Source organism: Pseudomonas parakoreensis, from assembly GCF_021602155.1.
In the GTDB taxonomy this organism is placed as follows: Bacteria; Pseudomonadota; Gammaproteobacteria; order Pseudomonadales; family Pseudomonadaceae; genus Aquipseudomonas; species Aquipseudomonas parakoreensis.
On the sequence record NZ_BQHY01000019.1, the window covers coordinates 1 to 19169 of the forward strand.

The following is a 19169-nucleotide window of genomic DNA, read 5'->3' on the forward strand; positions in this document are numbered from 1 at the left end:
AAGTGAAACGATGCATCGCCGATGGTAGTGTGGGGTTTCCCCATGTGAGAGTAGGTCATCGTCAAGATTAAATTCCGAAACCCCAATTGCGAAAGCAGTTGGGGTTTTGTTTTGTCCGCAGGAAAGTATTTTTACTTAGGCAGCGAACAATTTTGCACAGTTATTTTCGAATCAGAACACTAGAATAGCCCCATCCTTTTCGGAGCCAGAGCCTTTATGTCAGATCCGGTTGACGCCCAAGGGCTGTCAGATTTACCGCTGGAAGACTTGGTGGCTTGTCATGAGTGCGACCTGCTGATGCGCAAGCCCAAGCTTGCCCATGGCGAAAAAGCACTCTGCCCTCGCTGCGGTTACGAGTTGTACGCCCATCGCCATAATGTGGTGCAGCGCAGCCTTGCCTTGGTAATCGCAGCACTGTTGTTGTACATCCCGGCAAACTTTTTACCCATCATGCAACTCAATATCCTCGGACAATCTTCGCAGGATACGGTCTGGAGCGGCGTGCTCGGCTTGTTCAATACGGACATGCAGGGCGTTTCGATCGTTGTATTCCTGTGCAGTATGGCTATTCCGTTGCTGAAGTTGCTGTGCCAGTTATTCGTATTGCTGACGATCCGTTTCAACGTCGGGCGTAGCTACGGTTTGCTGCTGTATCGCATTTATCACCACCTCAAAGATTGGGGAATGCTCGAGGTTTACCTCATGGGCGTCCTCGTGGCGATCGTCAAACTGGCGGACATGGCGGCCATCACCGTCGGCCTCGGTCTGGCGTGTTTCATCGGTTTGTTGTTAGTTCAGATCTGGCTGGAAGTGGTGATGTCACCGCATCAGATCTGGCAGGCGTTATCAGGAGAGGATGCCCATGCGGGCGATTGATGCGGGCATTCTGATCTGTACCGAATGCCATGAATTGAACAAACTGGATGCGGACATCGACGAGCAGACCTGCACCCGCTGCGGTGCGCTGGTTCACGCTCGTCGTCCGAAAAGTCTGGCCCGAACCTGGGCCCTGCTAATCACGGCTGCGATTATCTACATCCCGGCCAATGTGTTGCCGATCATGACGGTCAGTTCGCTGGGTCAGGGCGATCCCAGCACCATCATGTCCGGCGTGATCCAGTTGGTGCAGCACGGCATGATCCCGATTGCCGCAGTGGTGTTCATCGCCAGTATTCTAGTGCCGACGTTCAAACTGGTCGGTATCGCGCTGTTGCTGTTTTCTGTACAGCGCCGCCAGCCATTGTCTGCACGGCAGCGGATCTGGATGTACCGCTTCATTGAGTTCATCGGTCGCTGGTCGATGCTCGACATTTTTGTGATCGCCATTCTGGTGGCGGTTGTCAACTTCGGCCGGCTTGCCAGTGTCGAAGCCAATCTTGGCGCCATCGCTTTCGCCAGCGTGGTGATTCTGACGATGCTTGCCGCAGTAACTTTCGATCCCCGACTGATTTGGGATAACACGGAGTCGGACGACGACCATGACTGATTTGCCTGTAGCGAAAACCCGACCGGCCTCCAACTGGTCTGCCATCTGGGTACTGCCCCTGATCGCCCTGATCATCGGCGGCTGGCTTGGCTGGCGTGCCTATAACGAAACCGGTATCGAGATTCAGGTTCGTTTCGAAAGCGGTGAAGGCATCCAGGCCAACAAAACCGAGGTCATGTACAAAGGCATGTCGGTCGGTAAGGTGAAGACGCTCAAGCTCGACGACGAAGGCAATTCCAAAGGCGTGATCGCCACTGTGGAGATGAACAAGGACGTCGAACAATACCTCAAGACCAGCACCCGCTTCTGGTTGGTGAAACCAAGCGTCACCCTGGCCGGCATCACAGGACTGGAAACACTGGTTTCGGGGAACTACGTGGCCATCAGCCCGGGTGAAGGCGAGCCGACCCGCAAGTTCAAGGCCCTGGCTGAAGAGCCGCCATTGTCGGATTCCAAGCCTGGCCTGCACCTGACTATCAAGGCCGATCGCCTCGGTTCGCTGAATCGCGGCAGCCCGGTGTTCTACAAGCAGATCAAAGTCGGTCAGATCAAAAGCTACGTGCTGTCTGAAGACCAGAGCACCGTTGAACTGAAAGTGTTCATCGAACCGACCTACGCCAAACTGGTGCGCAAACACACGCGTTTCTGGAATGCCAGCGGCATCAGCATCGACGCCAACCTGTCGGGGGTGAAAGTGCGCAGCGAGTCCCTGGCGAGCATCGTCGCCGGCGGTATCGCCTTCGCCACTCCGGAGAATCGCAAGGACAGTCCACCCACCGATCCAAGCCTGCCGTTCCGTTTGTATGAGGACTTCGACGCCGCCGCTGCCGGCATTCGGGTCAAGGTCAAACTCAGTGACTTTGAAGGCCTGCAGGCCGGTCGCACGCCGGTGATGTACAAGGGCATTCAGGTCGGCAACCTGAAAGCGTTGAAAATCGATCCGGATCTCAACAGCGCCACGGCCGAACTGACGCTGGATCCTCTGGCCGAAGACTACCTGGTCGATGGCACGCAGTTCTGGGTGGTCAAGCCGTCGATTTCCCTGGCCGGTATTACCGGGCTCGAAGCGTTGGTAAAAGGCAACTACATCGCCGTGCGTCCGGGCGACAAAGGTGCTGCGCCGAAACGCGAATTCGAGGCGCGGCCAAAAGCCCCGCCACTGGATCTGCGCGCCCCCGGTCTGCATCTGGTGCTGTTCACCGATGTTCTCGGTTCGATCGAAGTCGGCAGTCCGATTCTGTACAAACAGGTCAAGGTTGGCTCGGTCCAGAGCTATCAATTCTCCAAGACCAAAAAACAGATCGTCATTGGCGTGCATATCGAGAAGGAGTACGAAAACCTGGTCAACGCCTCGACGCGCTTCTGGAATGTCAGCGGCATCACCCTCACCGGTGGTCTGACGGGCGGAATTCAAGTGAAGAGCGAGTCGTTGCAGACGTTGATGGCCGGCGGTATCGCTTTCGAAACCCCGCAAGCCAAGGCGCCGTTGCAGAAGCGTATTCCGCGCTTCCGTCTGTTCGCCAACCATGACGAGGCCAACCAGAAAGGCACGCTGGTGACGATCAAGGTCGACCGCGCCGATGGTTTGCGCCCGGGCACCCCGATTCGTTTCAAGGGGCTGGATGTCGGCAAGATTGAAGACGTCGATCTGACCGACGATCTGCAAGCCGTGATGATTACCGCGCGGATCACTGAAGTGCCGGAGAAGATTGCCCGGGTCGGCAGCCAGTTCTGGGTGGTCAAGCCGGAGTTGGGGCTGATCAAGACCCAGAATCTGGAAACCCTGGTCACCGGGCAGTACGTGGAAGTGCAGCCGGCGGCGAAAAATCTTGGCCCGCAGAAGAACTTCGTCGCGCTGGCGAATCCGCCGGAGGTGGTCAAGCAAGAGGCCGGTTTGAGTCTGGTGTTGAGTGCCGCCCGTCGTGGCTCGCTGAAACCGGGCGTACCCGTGACCTACCGGGAAATCACCGTGGGCAAAGTCACCGGTTATGAACTGGGGCAGACGGCCGACCGGGTGTTGGTGCACATTCTGATCGAGCCGAAATATGCGCCGTTGGTGCGCAGCGGCAGCCGATTCTGGAATACCAGCGGCGTCGGTTTTGACATCGGTTTGTTCAATGGTCTGACAGTACGCACAGAGTCGCTGGAGACGGCGATTCAGGGGGGCATCGCTTTCGCTACCCCGGACGGTGAACGGATGGGCAACCCGGCGCGTGCGGAACAGACGTTCCCGCTGTTCGACAAGTTCGAGGATGAGTGGCTGACTTGGGCGCCGAAGATTTCGCTCGGTAAGTAATCTGGAATTGATGTGGCGTCTACAAAGACGCCATCGCTGGCAAGCCAGCTCCCACAGGGTTTCATGTCGTATACAGAATGTGTGTTCAACGCAAAAACCTGTGGGAGCTGGCTTGCCAGCGATGAGTTCCTCCTATTCAGCACAAATCCAAAGCCATAAAAAAGGGCCGCGATCCCAACAGATCGCGGCCCTTTTTGGTTTTCAGCTAAAGCAGATCAAACCTCATCCAGCTCCGGCTCATCGGCTTGCACGTTGACGGTGGCCTTCACCACATCATGCCGGCGGATGTACTTCCAGTCCGCCTCATCGATGTAGATCCCCGCCGGGCCGCTGCCGCCTTCCAGGTCGATGGCGACACTGGCGCAGACCTGCGGCTTCACACTCGCCAGAATCGGCACGAAGCCCAATTGCAGGCTGGTTTCCAGCAATGCGGCCTGGTTCTTCTCATCGATGTCTGCCGCCTCATCGAGGTAGTACGGCAGGCGCACGCGACCGGCCAGGTCGCGATCCATCAGGTGCAACAACAAGTACATGTTGGTCAGCGCCTTGATGGTCATGGTGGTGCCGTTGGAGGCCGCGCCGTCGATGTCGGTGTGAATCACCGGCTGACCGTTGACCTTGGTGATCTCGAACGCCAGTTCGAACAAGTCCTTGAGGCCGAGCTGGTTGTGGTTCGCCGCCACCAGCCGTGCGAGGTATTCCTTGGCCTCTTCGTTCTTGTTGTCCTGCTCCGCGCTTTGGCTCAGGTCGAACACCGACAGGGTTTCGCCTTCTTCGTACTGACCGGCGCTGTGGATGATCTGGTCGATGTGCTTGAGCGCTTCCTTGTTCGGCGCCAGGACAATGCGGAAACTCTGCAGGTTGGACACCTGACGCTTGTTGATCTCGCGGTTGAACAGCGCCAGTTGATGCTCGAGGCTGTCGTAGTCGCTGCGAATGTTGCGCAGGGTCCGGGCGATGTCGGTGACCGCCGCACGCCGCGCCTTGCCCAATGTCAGGGCTTCGTCGGTGCGGTGCGCGTAAGCGTTGATCAGCAACGACAGACGGCGCTCCATGTCGTCTTCGCTGTCAAACTTGGCCACGCCTTTCAGACGCACTTGCGCATACAGCGCTTCGATCTGTCCGTCGGCGCGCAGCAGACCCTGCCAGCTGTCCTGATAGTCATTGAGCAGCGGCAGCAGGTTGTCCATCGAATCGTCGACCGGATCCATGAACGGCGTACCGAATGGCAGATCCGCCGGCAGCAGCTGACGGCGGCGCAGGGCATCGTCGAGGGTACGTTGCTTGGCTTCCATGTCGGCGATCTGCCGGCCGACCAGTTGCAGCTTGGCCGAGAGTTGCTGGACGCGCTCGGTGAACGCGTCGCTGGAGCGCTTGAGTTCGTCCTGCGCCGCTTCCATCTGCGCCAGTTGCTCGAGCTTGTCGCCCTCTTCGGCGCTCAGCGTTTGAGTGCGACGGAAATCTTCCAGGGCTTTCTGCGCATCCAGCACTTGCTGGTACAGCGCTTCGGTCTGGGTCTTGCTCGCGGCGCGGTCGGCGGCCACGGCTTGCTGAGTCTTGAGCTGCTTGAGCTCTTTTTCCAGACGCTCTTTCTGGTCACGCAGCGCGGCGCGGTCGGCCAGCGCTTGCAGAGCCGGCGGCTCGATGTGCGAGATGTCGATCGACAGCCCCGGCACTTCGAAACGCTCGCCCTTGAAGCCATCGAGGATCAGCTCGACCGATTTGACCCACTCGCCATCGTCGTCGAGGGTGATGCCGTGCTCGCCCAGCGGCAGGCTGAACAGCGCGCTGTTGAACAGGCGCATCAGGCGCTCGACGTCCTGCTGCGAGAATTCTTCACGCAGGCGGGCGTAGCTGTTGTTGTCGGCGTGATCGAGTTGCTGCTTCACCGACTTCAGACGCTTTTCCAGATCGCGCAGACGTTCTTCCAGATCCTCGGCGCTGAACTGCCGGGACTGGGCCAGCGCACCGGCCAGTTCGTCGTGAGCGTCCTTGGCTGCGAGCAGTTGTTGCTCCAGCACTTTGACGTCATCGACCAGCGCAAAGCGGTTCTTCAGCACCGACAACTCGCCGAGCCAGCGCTGGATACCGGAGATTTCCCGCTCCAGACGCATCAGCTCCTGCGTGCCGCCACGCTGGTCGTTTTGCAGATCGTCCTGCTCGCGACGGTAGTGTTCGGCCTGAATCGTCAGTTCTTCCTTGCGTGCATTGGCGTAGTCCGACCAGGTGCCGAGCAACGAGTCGAGCAGCGGCGACAGACGATGCAGTTTGCCGCGCAACACGTCGCGCTGTTTCACGCCGTTGGCCAAGGCCTCGACCAATGGGCCGGCGGCGACCAGCGAGTTGTAGTCCTGCTCCATCCGGCGCACATCGCGGAAGGCTTCTTCGCACGCAGCAATGTAATCGACGCTGCCGGAACGCAGGCTGTGCTCGAAGGCATCGAGGAACAGTTGCTTCAACTTGGCCGCAGTGATTTCGCGCATGTGCAGCAGGTTGATGAACAGCGCGCGGAAGGTCTTCAGGCTCTGCTCGCTGGTGGAGCGCAGCGGAATCAGCGTCAGGTCCAGCGGGATCGAGGTGTGCCCGCCCACCAGCAGACGACGCAATTCATCAGGCTTGAGTTCGTAGGCTTTCAGGCCTTCTTTCTCAAGGTTGCTGAACAGCTCTTTCTGCCGTAGGCAGGTATCGTTTTTCTGGTAATGCGCCAGGTCGAGCTTGCCGGCGTAAGCGAAGAACTGGTGACCGAAACCACCGCCCGGGCCGCGACCGACCACGCCGATCACGTGCGGGCCGTGAGGCAGATTGACTTCGACGAGGATGTAACTGGTGTCGGAGGCGAAGTAGAAGCGCCGCGATTGTTCCAGGCTGTACTTGCCGAAACTCATGTCCGACATGCGCGCCAGAATCGGGAACTGCAAGGCGTTGATCGAGGCGGATTTGCCGAGGTTGTTCGCGCCGTAAACCGATAACGGTTCTTCCAGCGGAAACAGGCCGAGGCTGTAACCGGCGGTGTTCAAAAGGGCAAAGCGGCGAATGCCGTAGCGTTCCTGGCTCATGCGTCGGACTCCTGTTCTTCGGCAATGGCGCGGGCCAGTGCGTCTTCTTCGCTTTCTTCTTCGAATTCGGACAGATCAAGCGGATCGTCGGTTTCGAGGAATCTGGCTTCAGCCTCTTCGTCGATCAGCACCGGTGCCGGCAGTGGCAGCACGCTGTGCACGCTGGCCGCCAGATCGCGGTCCTGCTGCACCGACAGGCACACGTCGAGGAAACGGTGCATCGGCGGCAGGAAACGGTACACGCCGTTTTCTTCGCTGGCGAAACCGAGCTGGGTCATGCGGCGCATGATTTTTTCTTCCAGCTCTTCAACGGTCTGCACTTCGGCCTGGATAAACAGGTCGCGGTATTTATCCAGCAGCGACGGCAGCTCTTCACGGCCGAGGCTGCCGCCGTCGAGCACGGCGATCGGGTCGCGGCCCTGATCGGCCAGATGCTCGACGAGGATGAAGGTGAACAGTGCCAGGCGCTGGGCGGTCTTGTTCACCGCCGCAGCGGCCATGTCCGGCACGAAGTAGTAGAAACCACGGGTGTCGCAGACCAGCTCGAACCCCAGCGCCTTGAACAGCGTGCGGTATTGATCCTGGAAGTTCGACAGTTGCGCGTACAGTTCCGGGTCGCGGCGGCTGACGTGGTAGCCCTTGAACAGCTCGCGGAAGATCGGCGCCAGTTGGGACAGTTCGGATAGATCAAGATGCATTGGGGATGCTCGCAGAATCCTCGGCGGCGGCAGGGTCGCGGGCCGAGAGCAGGGCGAAGGAGCGCAGGCTGACCTGATGCTCGTGAGTGTGGTATTCGCGGCGTTCCAGACGCTCGCGGGTGAAGCGTTTTTCCCGCGACAGGCGCGAGAACCAGTACAGCAATTCGTCGGTGGCGCCGTCCGGTTCCTGTTCCAGCAGCCAGGTCATCAGATCCGGCATTGGCAGGGACTCTTCGCAACGCTCGACCATCTCGCGCACGGTGCGCGGTGCACGCGGGGCGTCGCCGGATTTCTGGGTCTTGTGGGCTTTGGGGAACCGCGCCGGTTTCGGCTCGAAACGCGCCAGGGCGTAGACGTAAGCTTCGACCTGACTGGCGCTGCCGAGGAAGGTGCTTTGCGGCCGGGTGAACAGCGGCATCGCCGCTTGCGGCACCGCATCGATACCTTTGCGACGGATCGCCGCCAGTGCCAGCGCGGCGCCACGGGTCACGGCGTTGTGTCGGCGCGCTTCTTCCCGCAGCGGCAGCAGCAGTTCGCGGGCATGACGCAGGGTCAGCTGGGCACTGGTCTGCATTTCGAGGATGCGCGCGTGGGTGCGCAGCAGCATGTCGTCATCGACCAGGTGGCCGAGGCGCTGCTGTTCGCTGAGCATTTTCAGCAGCACGGTTTCGACCTTGCGCACGCCTTGTTCGAAGGCGCCGTCCGCGTTCACCAGATCGATCATCGGCTCGACGTATTCGTCCCAGGTCGCCAACACTTCGGCATAACGCTGACGCAGCGGAATCTGCCGGTCGCTGGTCTTGGCCCGTTCGGCGACGGCCACCAGCGCCTGTTCGTCGTTGTCGAGTTTCTTCAGCACGTCGCGTACGCGCATGTCGAGCAAACGCAGCTGACGGGCGAGGTCGTTGCCGTCGCGCACATCGAACGCGTCCTGAATGTAGCCGGCCAGCCGTTCGAGGTGGCGCAGATAGGCTTCGATTTCCAGGCACAGGCCCAGCCGGTGTTCCCGGCGCAGGTAGGCAAGGAAGTCGTGAATTTGCGCATTGAGCTCGAAACGGTTCGGGCTTTTCGCCACGGGGACCAGAATGTCGAGGCGAATCCACACGTCGAGCAGGCTGGTGATGTCCTGCGGCGTGCTGTCCAGTTGTTGGGCGGCCAGTTGCGTGCGCAGTTCGTTGAGGCTCAGGGTGCCTTGGTCGAAGTGCTCGCACAGTGGCTCAAGAAGTGCCCAGTGTTCAGCGAGGGCGCGCAAGACGCGCTTGGGTTCGATCATCGGAATGGCCGGCTGGTTGGCGATTAAAAGCCGCGATTGTACTGCATCAGGAGGGATGCGATTCACTCTCGGGACGGGCTGTCGCATTTTCTAAGGGAGCGAGCCCAGGTAAAGGCTATCGATCAACAGCAAGCGATCTTGAACGAAGGGCTGTAGAATCAGCCCACCTCAGTTATCCACAAGTGGCCGACCCTTTGCTTATCGAGTCCCGCCGCCGCGCCTATTTGAACGCCATGCAGGTGGTCAACTGGCTGCCGCGCACCGAATTGCCTTTCGCCGCCCCGTCGCGGCCCGAGCTGCTGGACATGCCCGAGCCTGAGCCAGAGGTCGCGGTGATGCCGGTAGTGCAGGCCGAGGCTCCGGCGCAGCCTGCCGCCCGTCCGGTCGAACGGCCGAAGATCGAAGTGCCGCGCCCGTCGCTCGCCAGTACCCGCAACGGCGCCAAACCGGTGGAAGAGGTCGAGGAGGCGCCAGTTGTCGTCAGACCCGCGCCGGTGCCGCCCCCGCGTTTCGCCCTGCAATTGCTGCGCGCCGGGGCTTGCCTGCTGCTGGTGGAGTTACCCACCGGCGAAGCGTTCCAGAGCCGCGATCCGGCCTATCTGTTGCTCAAGGACATGCTGCGCGCCGCCGGACTGCCGGATGCGCCACAAATTGTCGGCGAGCCGGTGCGCTGGCCATGGCTGAACCGCGGAACCATGGATCAAGGTCCGGAAGCGGCGCGCGACTTTGTTCAGGGTTTCCTCTCGGTACAGATGGAAGCGGCACCTTGCGCCTGCCTGTGGTTGATTGGCCTGCCGGCGGTGCGCTTTGCCGGTGAAGCGGACGCTGAAGCGTTCAACAGTGAGTTGCAGATCGAAGGCCTGGGCCTGGCCTGGGCCATTCCCGGTCTGGAATTGTTAATGGAAGAGCCACAGCGCAAAGCCGCTGTGTGGCAAGCCATGCGTCGGCTGATGGCGCGCTGGAAACCATCGAATGAGTGAAGCTGTATCGTTCCGCCCGATGACCGAGGCGGACCTGGACGCGGTGTTGAAGATCGAATACGCGGCGTACAGCCATCCCTGGACGCGCGGGATTTTTCTCGACGGGCTGGGTAAGTATCAGATCTGGCTGATGTTCGAAGGCCAGCAGCAAGTCGGCCATGGCGTGGTGCAGATCATTCTGGATGAGGCGCACCTGCTCAACATCACGGTCAAACCGGAGAATCAGGGGCGAGGGCTGGGGCTGACGCTGCTGGAGCATCTGATGTCGATTGCCTACAAGGCTGACGCTCGGGAATGCTTTCTGGAAGTGCGTGACAGCAATACCGCAGCGTTCAAGCTGTATGAGCGCTATGGCTTCAACGAAATTGGCCGACGCCGGGATTATTATCCGGCGGTGGGCGGGCGTGAAGACGCCGTGGTCATGGCCTGCACCCTGGTTGACTGAATACCTGTAGGCGCTGCCGCAGGCTGCGATCTTTTGATTTTGTTTTTAGAAGCAAGATCAAAAGATCGCAGCCTGCGGCAGCTCCTACAGGGGATTGCATGATGGCGGTGACTAGCGGTTGCCATCCAGCGGATCGCGCTGCGCCAGCTCCGCCTCATCCAGACCATTGCCGCCGCCGATGTCATCTTCGTCGACAATGCTCAGATCCCAATCCGCCTGATTGCCTTCGCCAGCTTCCTCGGCATCCCGGGCGCCATCTTCATGAATCAGCGTTTCCGGGCTCAGGTCATCATCGGTGGGTTCATGGTCAGCGGTCGATGCGCCGGTGAACCCGGCCTCACGCACTCGCTCATTGGGCATCAACTGCTCGCGTTCACGTTCCGGAATCTCGTCACCGATTTTCGCGCTGGGTTCGTCTTCATCGAAATCCAGTTCATGCACCGAGCCCATGCGGTCCTCGTTATCATCGATCGGTTCCGGTTGCACCGCATCGTACGGTCGTCGTGAATCAGTCATGGCAAATCCTCATACTGTGGGCCTTACTAGGTGGACTCACCGCACACCCAGGAATTCCAACGAAAACACTTGCGACCCTTGCGTGACCCCGACGGGTGGTCGTCTGTCATACCTGCGCATCTTTCTTGAGGCCTTAACCATGCACGACTTACAAGACCTGATTGATAACAACGAGCGCTGGGCTGACGCGATCACCAAGGAAGATCCGGAGTTCTTCGCCAAACTGGCGCGCCAGCAGACCCCGGAATATCTGTGGATCGGCTGCTCCGACGCGCGAGTGCCGGCCAACGAGATCGTCGGCATGCTGCCGGGCGATCTGTTCGTACACCGCAATGTTGCCAACGTCGTGCTGCACACCGACCTCAACTGCCTGTCGGTGATCCAGTACGCGGTCGACGTGCTCAAGGTCAAACACATTCTCGTGACCGGCCACTATGGCTGTGGCGGCGTGCGTGCCTCGATGCAGGATCGCCAGTTCGGCCTGATTGATGGCTGGCTGCGCTCGATCCGTGACCTGTACTACGAAAAACGTGAAGAACTGGCCAAGCTGCCGACCGAGGAAGAACAGGTCGACCGCCTCTGCGAGCTGAACGTTATCCAGCAAGTGGCCAACGTCGCCCATACCAGCATCATCCAGAACGCCTGGCATCGCGGCCAGAGCCTGTCGATTCACGGTTGCATCTACGGCATCAAGGACGGTCGCTGGAAAAGCCTGAACACCACCATCAGCGGCTTCGAGCAACTGCCGCCGCAGTACCGTCTGCGTCCGGTCGGAGCGTTGTAACTCAGTCTGGATGTCGCCAGCGCTGCAAAAAGTGCTGACCCTCGATCGTGGGTGGTTCATCGTAACCGGTGATCCACCCACGGCAGCGCGGCGAGCCGCAAGTACAGGCGAACTGTTGCAGCAAACGGTCTTCGGTGGCCGCGAAGTCGATGGTCAGGTGGTCTCCCGGCTGAATATCGCGCAGCGCCCATAACCACAATTCGCTCATGTCGAGGAACGCATTCGGGTCGCAGGCATGTTCGAGCAATCCGCAAAAACGCGGATCGTAGAGATGGATGCCGACCAGTAGCTGGCGAGTCTGGCGGCAGCGATAGGGCAGCAATTGCCCGGACACCCGACACATCCGGGTGATCCGCAGGAACGCCCGGCGCGCTACCACCGACGCGCGGCCATCGTCTTGCTGAACGATTTCGAAATCCTCGCTGGATGGGAAACCCAGGCGCACGGGCAATCCGGCAAACGGATAGATACCGGGTGCGTCGCGGGGGATGTGATGCTGATGAGCCTGATTGTTCATAACGATCCCTGTCGGCAAAAGTTGCGACTTCCCTGGTCTGACGTCCTGTCAGCGCTGCAACATGTTTGGATCCAATCCTCTCGCGTATACGTCAAAGCGTCTACTGTCAGATCTGACAGGCGTGATCGACTGCTTCCCGTGTCAGCATCGACTGACACGGGAAGGCTTTCAGCCCATCAGAGGTGTGGCGCGGGAACGGCGGTGGCCGGCATTTCGCCCTGAAGCTGTTGCAGTTGTGCCTTGATCGGCGTGGTCGAGCACTTGGCAGCAGCTTCGGCCGGGGTCAGATTGCGGATCGAGGTGTAGAACAACTCGCAGGTCTTGCCCTTTTGCGTCACTTGCCAGGTTTGCGTACAGCTGTTGAGCAGGGTTTTCGCATCGGTGCCGGGCTTGCTGCCCATCCCGGCCTGCCAGCAGGCCGCGCTCAAGTCCTGCCCCATGACCTTCAAGCCGGCGGCATCGGCTTTCGCTTCATCACCGTCGTAGCTGGCCGGATCGGCGGCGTACCAGATGTAGCTCGGATGGTTCGAACCCAGCACCGGCACGTTCACCCCCGCACTCGGGCTGATGGTCGCCAGACCCAGTACGGCGACGGTCGGGCCATATTGCTGCTTGATCCAGTTACGCACCGGTGCGCCGAACGCGACCATCGGCAGGGTGGTGCCGGCGCTGGTCTGGCTGAACTGCTTGACCAGCGTGGTCTGATAATCCTTGAAGTAGTCGTAGACACCTTCCAGGTCACTGCCGGCATTGGACGGCGCCGCGATGGGGGCGATGTCGATGATGGTCTGATAGGCCGGCGTCTGGTCGGCCGGAATGCCGTTGGCGGTCAACAGCGTGGCCCAGCGATCCGTGGTGTTCGAGCGCAGATAATCCTGGGCCTGGGTCAGCGAGTAATCCGGCGGGAAGTGCAGCAGCTCGACGCTTTTGCGGTTTTCCAGGGCCATGCCCAACGGCAGGAACAGGTACCAGCTGTACGCCCATTTGCCATCGGCATTGAGCTTGCTGGCGCCGGTATAGGCCAGATCACCGGCGTCGAGCAGCGCCGACAGCGGCTTGTCGTAGCCTTTCGGTACGCCACTGATCTCAACGTAAATCTGCCCGTTATCGTTCTTCACCAGCACTTTGGCATTGGCGTAACCATCGCGCTGCACGCTCTGGCTCAAATAGTGGGCGACCGTCTGCTCCAGCGACCAGTTGCGATAGCAGATCACGCTGCAGTTGTTGGGGTAGGCAAAAAGGCGAGTGACGCGCTCGGTGCTGCCCAGCTTCAGATCGACATCGGCGTGGGCCGCCGCGCTCAATGTGAGCGCGGCGAGTGTCAGCGCGGCGGGGGTAAATCCTGCGAGTTTGAACATGCTCAGATCCTTTTCAGCGTGGGTTCCCCGGAGTTTGGGGCGCTTCATATTGGATCAGCCGTGTTGCACAGTGAAGCTGTCATTCGCGGATTTTTTCGTCAGCTCGCCGCGCTCGGCTCACGCCTGAAAATGCAGGGCGTTGCTCAGATCGCCCATGGGTTTCTGGCCACGGGCAATCATTGCTTCATCGCGCTGCTTGAGGCCGTCGAGGGTTTCCAGTTGGAACACCCGGGTGATCAGGCGCAGGATCGACGCCGTGTCGTAGACCGTGTGATCCACCGTGCCTTTGCGGGCGAACGGCGACACCACCAGCGCCGGCACCCGCGATCCCGGCCCCCAGCGATCGCCCTTGGGCGGTGCCACGTGGTCCCACCAGCCGCCGTTTTCATCGACGGTGACGATCACCACCATGTTTTTCCATTGCGGGCTTTCGCGCAGCACTTTGATGGCGCGGACGATGTGCCGGTCACCGGAGGCCACGTCGGCATATCCGGCGTGCATATTCAGGTTGCCTTGTGGTTTGTAGAACGTGACCGCTGGCAACTTGCCGGCCTCGGCGTCGGCGAAGAATTTGTTGGTGCTCGATTCATCCCCCAGCCCGGCATCGCGCAGGCGTTTGCTGCGCTCCTGCGGGTTTTCCGGGCCTTGTTGTTGGAAATAGTTGAACGGCTGGTGGTGATATTGAAAGTTGGGGATCTTCGGAATCCCGCCGGAATCCTTGTATTGATCCAGCGTCGCCTGCCACGCGCCGGCGTACCAGGCCCAATCGACATTCTTCTTCGACAGCTTGTCGCCGATGTGCTCGTGGGTCTGCGGCACCAGCACGTTGGGCAGATCCGGTTTGGAGTACGCCGGACGCTCCGGGTCGCGAATCCATGTCGGCCAGTACGGCGGGGCAAGGGTGTTGACACCGTAACCGTCCGGCGTCAGCGCACTCGGGCCGAACTGCGGCGGGCCGCTCATGGCGCTGGCTGGCGATGCCTCCAACGGCTTGAGGCGCGGATCGGTCGGGTCAGCGCTTTGCAGCGCGGCGATCTGCGACTTGGCCACCGAATTGGCCGCGTCCGGATAGAACGGCGCGGTGGCGCTGATCAGGTATTGGTGGTTGAGGAACGAGCCACCGAATGCGCCCTGGAAGAAGTTATCGCACAGCACGAATTCCTGAGCCACGTCCCACAGACGCAGGGAATAACGGCTCTGAGCATAATGGCCCATGGTCAGCCCGCCGGAATCAGCCCAGGCAACAAAGCCATCGTTCTTGCCCCCGTTGATCTGCATCTGGTTCTGATAGAACACGTGCCACAAATCGCGGGTGACCAGACCGAATGGCAGGTCTTCACCGTTCGGGCCTTTGAGGGCGAACGGTGCGTTGGGCAGGTTTTCCTGAAACTGCACGGCGGCGGGGTAGGTCACGCCATCGAGGGTTTGCGGGCCGATCTGCAACACGCCGCCCCAGACGGGCGGCAGTGTCTGCAAAAGACTGCCGTCGCGATCACGTTGCTGGTAATCGGCAGGTTTGAGCGCAGACAGCGGCTTCTCGACACCGGGGAAATCACCGAACAGGTTGTTGAAGCTGCGGTTTTCGGCATAGATCACCACCACGGTTTTCACTTGATCGCGCAGGGCCTTGTCCAGCTCGGCTGACGTCAGCGGGCGCTCGGCCGGTTTGCCCGGCGGGTTGCTGGCGTTACCGCAACCGGCCAACGTCGCGCCCACACCGAGGACGGCAACTCCACCGAGGAAGCGGCGGCGACTGGTGTCGGTGAGGGTGTCGGATTCAGGTGCGTCAGTGCTGTCTGTTTCGTCTTTCATCTGTCAGCCCGTTTTGCTTAATTGTTTCAGTTTGTTTCGGGCGGACGCTAGCAAGGGAATGTGACGGTTGGGTTACAAAATCGTGCGGTGTCTACGACCCCTTCGCACTGCTAGACTGCTGCAATAGCGAAACTGGCCTGAGTGAACCATGAAGCCTTCCATTGCTCTTGATCTGCAACGAGCTGCCGTTCGTGAGGTTGTCGGCAGATTCCGTGTGGCCAATCCGCGTGTGTTTGGCTCGACGCTGCTAGGTACCGATATGGAGGGCAGTGACCTTGATCTGTTGGTCGATCCATTGCCCGGTACCACCTTGTTTGATCTCGGCGGGCTTCAGGTTGAGCTCGAAGATTTGCTGGGCGTTACCGTCGACCTGTTGACCCCAGGAGATCTTCCGCTGAAGTTTCGTCAGCAGGTACTTGAACAGGCCCGTCCCGTATGATCGCGAACCGGCTTGGCGATTACCTTGAGCATATGCGTCAAGCTGCAAGCGATGCGCTGGTCTTCGTCGAAGGTCTGAGCAAGGAAGAGTTCGTCGACGACAAACGGACGCAACAAGCGGTCATCATGAGCCTGGTCATTATTGGCGAAGCGGCAACCAAAATAATGGACCGGTTTCCGGAGTTCGCGGCTCAGAACACTCAAACTCCCTGGCGCAGCATGCGCGGGATGCGTAACCGGATCGCTCATGGTTATTTCGACATCAATCTGGATGTCGTTTGGGAAACAGTTCAGGTTGCCCTGCCTGAGCTATTGAGAGTCTTGCCCTCCGAGTAACATTGATAGCACCTGCCCTGAGGCAGGTGCTATCTCGTCAATCTATGGCATCACCGGCGGCGTATACGCCAATGTCGTCCCCAGCACCCACAGCAGGAACAGCACCAGCGGCGTGTGCACCAGCAATTGCACGAACGAGAAGCCGATCAGGTCCCGCGCCTTCAAGCCGAGCACACCCAGCAGCGGCAGCATGTAGAACGGGTTGATCAGGTTCGGCAGCGCTTCAGCGGCGTTGTAGATCTGTACCGCCCAGCCGAGGTGGTATTGCAGATCGTTGGCCACTTGCATCACGTACGGCGCTTCGATGATCCACTTGCCGCCGCCGGACGGGATGAAGAAACCGAGAATCGCCGAGTACACGCCCATCAACAGCGCGTAGGTGTCGTGGGACGCGATGCTGACAAAAAAGGTCGAGATGTGATGCGCCAGCGTCTGCGCATCGGCACCTTTGACCGTGGTCAGCAGCGCAGCAATCGAGCCGTACAGCGGGAACTGGATCAGCACGCCAGTGGTGGTCGGCACCGCGCGGGCCACCGCATCGAGGAAGCTGCGCGGGCGCCAGTGCAGCAGCGCGCCGAGCATGATGAACAGGAAATTATAGGTGTTGAGCCCGGAAATCGCGGTGATCGCCGGTTTGGTCGAGAACTCGTGGACCAGCCAGCCGGCCGCCAGCAATACCAGCAGAATGATCAGCAGGGGACTGTGCTCCAGCCATTCCCCTGGCCGGGTGCGCGGTTGCAGCGGTGGCAGATTGAACGCCGGGTCGATGCCGCAATCCTTGGCGTCGCGCGCAGAGTTCGGGCCGGGCGCGGTGGCGTAGGCGACGATGATCGAAATCACGATCAGCGCCAGCAGCATCGCACCGGACTGCCAGAGGAAAATGGTCTGCGTGAACGGAATAACCCCGGTGATCGACAGGATCGCCGGCGGCAGGCTGGCCGGGTTGGCCTGCAATTGCGCCGCCGATGATGACAGGCCCAGGGCCCAGACCGCACCGAGGCCCAGATACGCCGCCGCACCGGCCGCGCGGTAATCCATTTTCAGATCGGTGCGGCGGGCGAGGGCGCGCACCAGCAACCCGCCGAACACCAGCGACAGACCCCAGTTCAACAGCGAAGCTATCATCGAGATCAGTGCGACCCAGGCCACGGCGGAGCGGCCGTTTTTCGGGATGCGCGCCAGTTTGTCGATCAGTTTGACCGCCGGCGGCGAACTGGCGACCACGTAGCCGCCAATCACCACGAAGGCCATTTGCATGGTGAACGGGATCAGGCTCCAGAACCCGTCACCGAAGGCCATCGCGGCATCGGTGGGTTTGGCACCCATGGCCAGCGTGGCCAACGCGACAATGATCACAGCCAACGCGGCGAACACCCAGGAGTCGGGGAACCAGCGTTCGGCAAAGTTTGAACAGCGCAAGGCAAAGCGCGCGGAGCGGCTATCTTCGATATCAACGGCCACAGGGAGTACCTCGGATTTTTATGGTTATTGTGGTCCTTGGGACATTCAAACCCGACAACCCTGTGGCGAGGGAGCTTGCTCCCGCTGGACTGCGTAGCAGTCCCCTTCTTCTAAAGTTCAGAGGGGGCCGCTTCGCGACCCAGCGGGAGCAAGCTCCCTCGCCACAGAGGTAGACCTGATTCAGATGTGTCCCGCCAGACAAGCCTCAACAGTAAATCAACCGCCGCCATATTGTGAGCAGGTTCTGCCAAACCGTGACCATGGTCTAACGGGTTGTCCCCGGGCGGATTTGCGTAGACCATGAGCGCCTTGGTTTTTTGCCTGCCAGAGTGCTTTGCCATGACTGCCCAATCCCCAGCCCGACCGGCGCCGTTCAGCCGTTCCGATTACAAGACCCTCGGCCTTGCGGCCCTTGGTGGGGCGCTGGAGATCTACGATTTCATCATTTTCGTGTTCTTCGCCCTGACCCTCAGCCAGTTGTTCTTCCCGCCGGAAATGCCCGAATGGCTGCGTCTGCTGCAAAGCTTCGGGATCTTTGTTACCGGGTATCTGGCGCGTCCGCTGGGCGGGATCCTGATGGCGCATTTCGCCGATCGCCTGGGCCGGAAAAAGGTCTTCAGCCTGAGTATCCTGATGATGGCGCTGCCGTGCCTGCTGATCGGGATCATGCCGACTTATGCCCAGATCGGTTATTTCGCGCCGCTGCTGTTGCTGGCGCTGCGCATCCTGCAAGGCGCAGCGGTTGGAGGGGAGGTGCCGAGTGCCTGGGTATTCGTCGCCGAGCACGCGCCTGCCGGACATCGCGGTTACGCGCTGGGCTTTTTGCAGGCCGGGCTGACCTTCGGTTACTTGATTGGTGCGCTGACCGCGACTTTCCTTGCACAAGTGTTCAGCCCGGCGGAAATCCTCGATTACGCCTGGCGTTATCCGTTCCTGCTCGGTGGCGTGTTCGGCGTGATCGGTGTGTACCTGCGCCGTTGGTTGAGCGAAACCCCGGTGTTCATGGCCATGGAGGCGCAGCGTGAAGCGCGGGTTGAACTGCCGCTGCGTACGGTGCTGCGCGAGCATCGACTGGCGATGTTGCCGGCCATGCTGCTGACCTGCGTGCTGACCTCGGCCGTGGTGGTATTCGTGGTCATTACGCCGACCATGATGCAGAAAACCTTTGGCATGACCGCCAGCCATACCTTCGCCCTCAGTGCGCTGGGCATTGTCTTCCTCAACATCGGCTGTGTGATCGCCGGGCTGCTGGTCGACCGTCTGGGGGCCTGGCGCACCGTCATGCTCTATAGCCTGCTGCTGCCCTTGGGAATCGGCGTGCTTTACAGCTGCTTGATCATGGGCGGTCACTGGATCGGGCTGGCATACGCCATCGCCGGTCTGGCCTGCGGTGTGGTGGGTGCGGTGCCGTCGGTGATGGTCGGGTTGTTCCCGGCGCGAATTCGCGTGTCGGGCATCTCCTTCACCTACAACATTGCCTACGCCGCGTGGGCGAGCATCACACCGTTGTTGCTGATCGGTCTGATGCCGTGGAGCCCGTGGATCTGCGTGATGTTCTGTGCGGTGATGGGCGTGGTGGGGCTGTTGAGTGCGCTGTATTTCGGCTCGCGAATGCCGCGTACAGGGCAATGCCAGGTGGCCGGAACTGTCTGATCGCACGCCCGTGAACTATTTTTGATCGACGGGTCTCAAGCGCTCTTCAGAAACGAAATT

Annotated in this window: 17 protein-coding genes; 9 read left to right on the plus strand and 8 right to left on the minus strand. The window is 60.3% G+C overall.

Annotated elements, in window-relative coordinates:
• The first annotated feature begins 216 nt into the window (after window positions 1-216).
• Genes L6D63_RS23735 through L6D63_RS23745 form a run of 3 tightly spaced genes read left to right on the plus strand, consistent with a single transcriptional unit; the run spans window position 217 to window position 3782 of the window.
• Window positions 217-876, plus strand: coding sequence for a paraquat-inducible protein A (locus L6D63_RS23735; protein WP_047296559.1), 660 nt, complete (start codon window positions 217-219; stop codon window positions 874-876).
• Complete coding sequence (locus L6D63_RS23740) at window positions 863-1486, plus strand: paraquat-inducible protein A (RefSeq protein WP_131671038.1); 624 nt, start codon at window positions 863-865, stop codon at window positions 1484-1486. Before L6D63_RS23735 ends, L6D63_RS23740 begins: the two co-directional genes overlap by 14 nt.
• On the plus strand, window positions 1479-3782 hold the full coding sequence (locus tag L6D63_RS23745; RefSeq protein ID WP_095668317.1) for a PqiB family protein: 2304 nt from the start codon (window positions 1479-1481) through the stop codon (window positions 3780-3782). Before L6D63_RS23740 ends, L6D63_RS23745 begins: the two co-directional genes overlap by 8 nt.
• A gap of 215 nt (window positions 3783-3997) precedes the next feature.
• Here L6D63_RS23745 and mksF read toward each other — a convergent pair whose 3' ends face one another.
• From mksF to mksB, 3 genes are read right to left on the minus strand one after another with little or no spacing between them, the layout of a single operon-like run.
• Window positions 3998-6838 carry an Mks condensin complex protein MksF gene (gene mksF / locus L6D63_RS23750; protein ID WP_047296553.1) on the minus strand — a complete coding sequence of 947 codons (2841 nt, stop codon included), beginning with the start codon at window positions 6836-6838 and terminating at the stop codon, window positions 3998-4000.
• Window positions 6835-7536, minus strand: a complete 702-nt coding sequence (gene mksE, locus L6D63_RS23755; RefSeq protein WP_047296552.1) for an Mks condensin complex protein MksE — start codon at window positions 7534-7536, stop codon at window positions 6835-6837. The genes mksF and mksE overlap by 4 nt, the downstream gene beginning before the upstream one ends.
• The gene (gene mksB / locus L6D63_RS23760; protein ID WP_047296550.1) at window positions 7526-8809 is read right to left on the minus strand and encodes an Mks condensin complex protein MksB; all 1284 of its coding nucleotides are present in this window, start codon (window positions 8807-8809) and stop codon (window positions 7526-7528) included. The genes mksE and mksB overlap by 11 nt, the downstream gene beginning before the upstream one ends.
• 233 nt (window positions 8810-9042) lie before the next feature.
• Here mksB and L6D63_RS23765 point away from each other — a divergent pair, with 233 nt between their 5' ends.
• Together L6D63_RS23765 and rimI are read left to right on the plus strand one after the other, a co-directional pair.
• Window positions 9043-9789, plus strand: coding sequence for an energy transducer TonB (locus tag L6D63_RS23765; RefSeq protein ID WP_131671216.1), 747 nt, complete (start codon window positions 9043-9045; stop codon window positions 9787-9789).
• Window positions 9782-10234 carry a ribosomal protein S18-alanine N-acetyltransferase gene (rimI, locus tag L6D63_RS23770; protein ID WP_041074813.1) on the plus strand — a complete coding sequence of 151 codons (453 nt, stop codon included), beginning with the start codon at window positions 9782-9784 and terminating at the stop codon, window positions 10232-10234. The genes L6D63_RS23765 and rimI overlap by 8 nt, the downstream gene beginning before the upstream one ends.
• Window positions 10235-10345: 111 nt before the next feature.
• On the opposite strand, the gene L6D63_RS23775 is transcribed toward rimI, so the two are convergent.
• Window positions 10346-10750, minus strand: coding sequence for a serine kinase/phosphatase (locus L6D63_RS23775; RefSeq protein WP_131671039.1), 405 nt, complete (start codon window positions 10748-10750; stop codon window positions 10346-10348).
• A gap of 139 nt (window positions 10751-10889) precedes the next feature.
• Here L6D63_RS23775 and can point away from each other — a divergent pair, with 139 nt between their 5' ends.
• Window positions 10890-11534: a carbonate dehydratase gene (gene can / locus L6D63_RS23780; protein ID WP_041074817.1), complete on the plus strand. Its 645-nt coding sequence runs from the start codon at window positions 10890-10892 to the stop codon at window positions 11532-11534.
• Window position 11535: 1 nt separating this feature from the next.
• Here the strand turns inward: can and L6D63_RS23785 are convergent, their stop codons facing one another.
• The 3 genes from L6D63_RS23785 to L6D63_RS23795 all read right to left on the minus strand — a co-directional run bounded on the left by L6D63_RS23785 (window position 11536) and on the right by L6D63_RS23795 (window position 15221).
• Window positions 11536-12051, minus strand: a complete 516-nt coding sequence (locus L6D63_RS23785; protein ID WP_095668319.1) for an SET domain-containing protein-lysine N-methyltransferase — start codon at window positions 12049-12051, stop codon at window positions 11536-11538.
• Between the two features lie 176 nt (window positions 12052-12227).
• Window positions 12228-13409, minus strand: a complete 1182-nt coding sequence (locus L6D63_RS23790) for a hypothetical protein (protein WP_131671040.1) — start codon at window positions 13407-13409, stop codon at window positions 12228-12230.
• Between the two features lie 117 nt (window positions 13410-13526).
• A complete protein-coding gene (locus L6D63_RS23795; protein WP_131671041.1) occupies window positions 13527-15221 on the minus strand; it encodes an acid phosphatase in 1695 nt (564 codons plus the stop codon).
• 148 nt (window positions 15222-15369) lie between these two features.
• Between L6D63_RS23795 and L6D63_RS23800 the strand changes: the two genes are divergently transcribed.
• Together L6D63_RS23800 and L6D63_RS23805 are read left to right on the plus strand one after the other, a co-directional pair.
• Complete coding sequence (locus tag L6D63_RS23800; RefSeq protein ID WP_041074825.1) at window positions 15370-15660, plus strand: nucleotidyltransferase family protein; 291 nt, start codon at window positions 15370-15372, stop codon at window positions 15658-15660.
• A complete protein-coding gene (locus tag L6D63_RS23805; protein WP_047296538.1) occupies window positions 15657-15995 on the plus strand; it encodes a HepT-like ribonuclease domain-containing protein in 339 nt (112 codons plus the stop codon). The genes L6D63_RS23800 and L6D63_RS23805 overlap by 4 nt, the downstream gene beginning before the upstream one ends.
• Window positions 15996-16037: 42 nt before the next feature.
• On the opposite strand, the gene L6D63_RS23810 is transcribed toward L6D63_RS23805, so the two are convergent.
• Window positions 16038-17456 (minus strand): short-chain fatty acid transporter, encoded by a 1419-nt coding sequence (locus L6D63_RS23810; RefSeq protein WP_131671042.1) that lies wholly within the window; start codon window positions 17454-17456, stop codon window positions 16038-16040.
• Window positions 17457-17795: 339 nt separating this feature from the next.
• Here L6D63_RS23810 and L6D63_RS23815 point away from each other — a divergent pair, with 339 nt between their 5' ends.
• A complete protein-coding gene (locus L6D63_RS23815; protein ID WP_095668323.1) occupies window positions 17796-19109 on the plus strand; it encodes an MFS transporter in 1314 nt (437 codons plus the stop codon).
• Window positions 19110-19169: the final 60 nt, after the last annotated feature.

Coding starts and splice junctions, on each gene's coding strand:
- L6D63_RS23790 (WP_131671040.1), bottom strand. CDS start 13,409: ATGTTCAAACTCGCAGGATTTACCCCCGCCGCGCTGACACTCGCCGCG.
- can (WP_041074817.1), top strand. CDS start 10,890: ATGCACGACTTACAAGACCTGATTGATAACAACGAGCGCTGGGCTGAC.
- rimI (WP_041074813.1), top strand. CDS start 9,782: ATGAGTGAAGCTGTATCGTTCCGCCCGATGACCGAGGCGGACCTGGAC.
- L6D63_RS23745 (WP_095668317.1), top strand. CDS start 1,479: ATGACTGATTTGCCTGTAGCGAAAACCCGACCGGCCTCCAACTGGTCT.
- mksB (WP_047296550.1), bottom strand. CDS start 8,809: ATGATCGAACCCAAGCGCGTCTTGCGCGCCCTCGCTGAACACTGGGCA.
- L6D63_RS23765 (WP_131671216.1), top strand. CDS start 9,043: ATGCAGGTGGTCAACTGGCTGCCGCGCACCGAATTGCCTTTCGCCGCC.
- L6D63_RS23795 (WP_131671041.1), bottom strand. CDS start 15,221: ATGAAAGACGAAACAGACAGCACTGACGCACCTGAATCCGACACCCTC.
- L6D63_RS23785 (WP_095668319.1), bottom strand. CDS start 12,051: ATGAACAATCAGGCTCATCAGCATCACATCCCCCGCGACGCACCCGGT.
- L6D63_RS23775 (WP_131671039.1), bottom strand. CDS start 10,750: ATGACTGATTCACGACGACCGTACGATGCGGTGCAACCGGAACCGATC.
- L6D63_RS23740 (WP_131671038.1), top strand. CDS start 863: ATGCGGGCGATTGATGCGGGCATTCTGATCTGTACCGAATGCCATGAA.
- L6D63_RS23805 (WP_047296538.1), top strand. CDS start 15,657: ATGATCGCGAACCGGCTTGGCGATTACCTTGAGCATATGCGTCAAGCT.
- L6D63_RS23735 (WP_047296559.1), top strand. CDS start 217: ATGTCAGATCCGGTTGACGCCCAAGGGCTGTCAGATTTACCGCTGGAA.
- L6D63_RS23800 (WP_041074825.1), top strand. CDS start 15,370: ATGAAGCCTTCCATTGCTCTTGATCTGCAACGAGCTGCCGTTCGTGAG.
- mksE (WP_047296552.1), bottom strand. CDS start 7,536: ATGCATCTTGATCTATCCGAACTGTCCCAACTGGCGCCGATCTTCCGC.
- L6D63_RS23815 (WP_095668323.1), top strand. CDS start 17,796: ATGACTGCCCAATCCCCAGCCCGACCGGCGCCGTTCAGCCGTTCCGAT.
- mksF (WP_047296553.1), bottom strand. CDS start 6,838: ATGAGCCAGGAACGCTACGGCATTCGCCGCTTTGCCCTTTTGAACACC.